We start from the raw sequence: 3360 nt of genomic DNA, 5'->3' as shown, positions 1-3360 counted from the left end.
GTTATGGCAGCAGATGGGAAATCCCGTGAGGAGATAAAAGCCGGAATTGATGAACTGATCCCGAAGGTAAGAGCAAGCTTTGTTGTAGATACACTTGTGTACCTTTACAGAGGTGGCAGATGCAATGCTGTTTCTGCGCTTATAGGAGGAGCATTGGCGCTTCATCCCATGATCGTTGTAAAGGATGGTAAAATGGATGCAAGCAGGAAATATAGAGGTAAGAGATTACATAGCCTCTCTTGGCATTTTTAAGGAAATTATAGAGACAAGAGCAGGTGGTGTGATTTCATCACATTGTGGGCCTGGCACACTCGGAGTGTTATTTATTGCAAAATAATGGAGTTTCATATGGTAAGTACTTTGAAGCTGCTCGGAAAATATAAACATTTTATAAATTATTAGCACTCGCTATTGACGAGTGCTAATAATAGGTGTATAACATAGTCAAGAACAAAGGAAAGGAACAAAAAGCAAAGGCTTTGAGTTCTTGAAACATCCCGGTTCCAAAGAAACAGGTTGACACAGATTTTATAGATTAAGAAGGAGAGATGACTTATGTTGATGCCTAGTATTTTTGGAGAAAACTTATTTAACGATGATTGGATGGATTTTTCATTTCCTGATGTTGACAAGGCGCTTTATGGTAAACACGCAAAGAACGTTATGAAGACTGATGTCAAGGAAACAGACAATAGCTACGAAGTAGATATAGATCTTCCGGGATTCAAGAAGGATGAGATTGAGGCTAAGCTGGAAAATGGTTACTTAACTATCAGCGCAGCCAAAGGACTTGACAAGGAAGAGAAGGATGAAAAGGATGGCAAGTACATCCGCAAGGAGCGCTATTCCGGTGCTATGAGCAGGTCTTTCTATGTAGGCGATGAGCTGAAACAGGAAGATATCAAGGCAAAGTATCAGGACGGTATTCTTAAACTTTCAGTTCCGAAGAAGGAGCAAAAGAAAGTTGAGACCACAAAGCATATTGCTATTGAAGGATAAACTTAATTTAAATCATGTTATGAGAAGTCGCACAGGCCTATGGCCTGGGCGGCTTTTTAAATTAAAATTATTACAATACGGTCACAGGAATGATTTGAATATATGGAAGCTTTGGGATGCAGCATCTATGCAAGTCGCAAGAACAACGGTTCAACGGATTTACGAGATTGCCAGGAAGAAAATAGCAGATAGCTGTCATTAAGAAGAATAGAAAAAATAAAATGGTTATTCAGATAAAAGATGATCGGTTCCTTCTACAGCTTTTATTAATTTCTTTAAGACTACCTTTTCCTTGAGAGAAAGCGGAAGTTCATCAATCGGTTTTTTATCAACTGATTTTTCTAATAATAATTCCTTAAACGCAAATTCAAATCATTGTCTTCATTAGGGCATGCGGAATTTAGAAATTCATTTTACAATGAAAATCGAAAAGCGCTCGAAAGAGCTCTTCTTGTGTATAGAAAAATGGGAATAATAGAACGGTAATAATATTTGTATTTTGCCCCTCAATCCGCTATACTATAGCTAAGTATAGCGGATTGATACGTTTTGTGGAGGTTCATATGGTGAGTACTTTAAAACTGCCGGTAGGAATTGATAGTTTTGAAAAAATCAGAAGGAACAACTTTTATTATATTGACAAGACAAAACTCATAGAGCAATTGGTTGAAACCGGTGGAGAGGTCACTCTTTTTACGAGGCCGCGCCGTTTCGGAAAAACTCTTAACATGAGTATGCTTAAAGCTTTTTTTGAAACCGGTGCGGATGAGTCATTGTTTGATGGCTTATATATTGCGCAAAATAAGGCACTTTGCGAAGAACATATGGGTAAATATCCGGTTATATTCCTGTCATTAAAGAGTGTGGAGGGATTGAAATACGAGGATGCCATATATCGTATTACTGAGCTTATAGGAATGGAGGCAGAAAGATTCGGCTTTTTGGAAGATAGTGAATATCTGTCAGAAAATGAAAAAAAGCGTTACAAGGCGATTATTGCATTGAAGGATGGAACGAATGCAATGGATGAAAAAGTGCTTGTATCGAGTCTGCAGATTTTATCTCAATTATTATATAAGCATTTCGGACAAAAGACTGTAATATTAATTGATGAATATGATGTTCCTCTGGATAAGGCATTCCAGAATGGTTACTATAAAGAGATGGTTTCACTCATCAGAGGGCTTTTTGGAATGGCACTAAAGACAAACGAGAGCCTGCAGTTTGCAGTTTTGACAGGATGTTTACGGATCACGAAGGAAAGCATCTTTACAGGGCTCAATAACTTTAAAGTGATGTCTATTCTGGATGCAAGATTTGATGAACAGTTTGGATTTACAGATAATGAGGTGAAGAAAATACTGGATGATTACGATTTGGCATCACATTTCGAAGAGACAAAGGAATGGTATGATGGGTATCATTTTGGTAAGGCTGATATTTATTGTCCATGGGATGTCATAAACTATGTTGATCAGTTAAAATATGACAAGACTGCAGAACCGCAGGATTTCTGGTCAAATTCAAGCGGAAATGCGATTGTCCGCAGATTTATCGACATGGCTGATGTTTCTACAAAAACGGAAATAGAGAGGCTGATAGCAGGGGAGAGTATTGAAAAGGATGTAGCTCCTGAGCTGACCTACGACGAGATATATAAGAGCATAGAAAATCTGTGGAGCGTGCTTTTTACGACAGGTTATCTGACGCACAACGGCCGCACTGAAAGCGGAAAATATTGTCTTGTAATTCCTAACAGAGAGATTAGAAATCTTTTTGTCAAAAAAATAAAAGAATGGTTTTCGGATGTTTCTAAAAGTGATGGAAAAACACTCGAAGAGCTTTGTAGTGCGTTTGTGAATGAAGATGCACAAAAGATTGAACAGATATATGGTGAGTATCTGTGGAACACAATAAGCATACGTGATACAGCAGTTGCAAAAGAGAAGAAAGAAAATTTCTACCATGGAATTTTGCTGGGACTCCTGGGTTACAAGTCAAACTGGCTTATCAAATCGAATGCTGAGTCGGGAATCGGCTATAGTGACATACTTGTGGAAGTACCGACAAACAGAACAGGAATTGTAATAGAACTCAAGTACGCTGAAGACGGTGATTTGGATGCTGCCTGTGATAAGGCATTAAAGCAGATTGAGGAAAAAGATTATGTGGCAAAGCTAAAGCAGGATGGTATGGATAACTTTATCAAGTATGGGATTGCATGCTTTAAGAAAGTGTGCAAGGTTGTGTGTTAAATAACAACTGTTGTTCCATCACGATGACTTAATTCTTATTTTGCAATGCCCTTTCATAAACATGCTCGCATTACTATTGAGAATCAGCATAAAAATCCAATACCGG

3 protein-coding genes and 1 pseudogene are annotated in these 3360 nt (G+C 38.1%); all 4 read left to right on the top strand.

The window, feature by feature from the left end; all coding sequences use genetic code 11:
* The coding region (locus QZ135_RS24790; RefSeq protein WP_294615783.1) for a DegV family protein at positions 1-252 on the top strand (252 nt) is incomplete at its 5' end.
* A gap of 351 nt (positions 253-603) precedes the next feature.
* The gene (locus QZ135_RS24785; RefSeq protein ID WP_294615781.1) at positions 604-999 is read left to right on the top strand and encodes an Hsp20/alpha crystallin family protein; all 396 of its coding nucleotides are present in this window, start codon (positions 604-606) and stop codon (positions 997-999) included.
* Positions 1000-1562: 563 nt separating this feature from the next.
* Complete coding sequence (locus QZ135_RS24780; protein WP_012744107.1) at positions 1563-3254, top strand: AAA family ATPase; 1692 nt, start codon at positions 1563-1565, stop codon at positions 3252-3254.
* 36 nt (positions 3255-3290) lie between these two features.
* Positions 3291-3360: pseudogene (locus tag QZ135_RS25040) on the top strand (hypothetical protein); the annotation flags it as partial.

It is taken from the genome of uncultured Bacteroides sp. (assembly GCF_905207245.1).
GTDB lineage: Bacteria > Bacteroidota > Bacteroidia > Bacteroidales > Bacteroidaceae > Bacteroides.
Note: the sequence above shows the minus strand (reverse complement) of the source record. Positions and strands in the feature narration are given on the sequence as shown.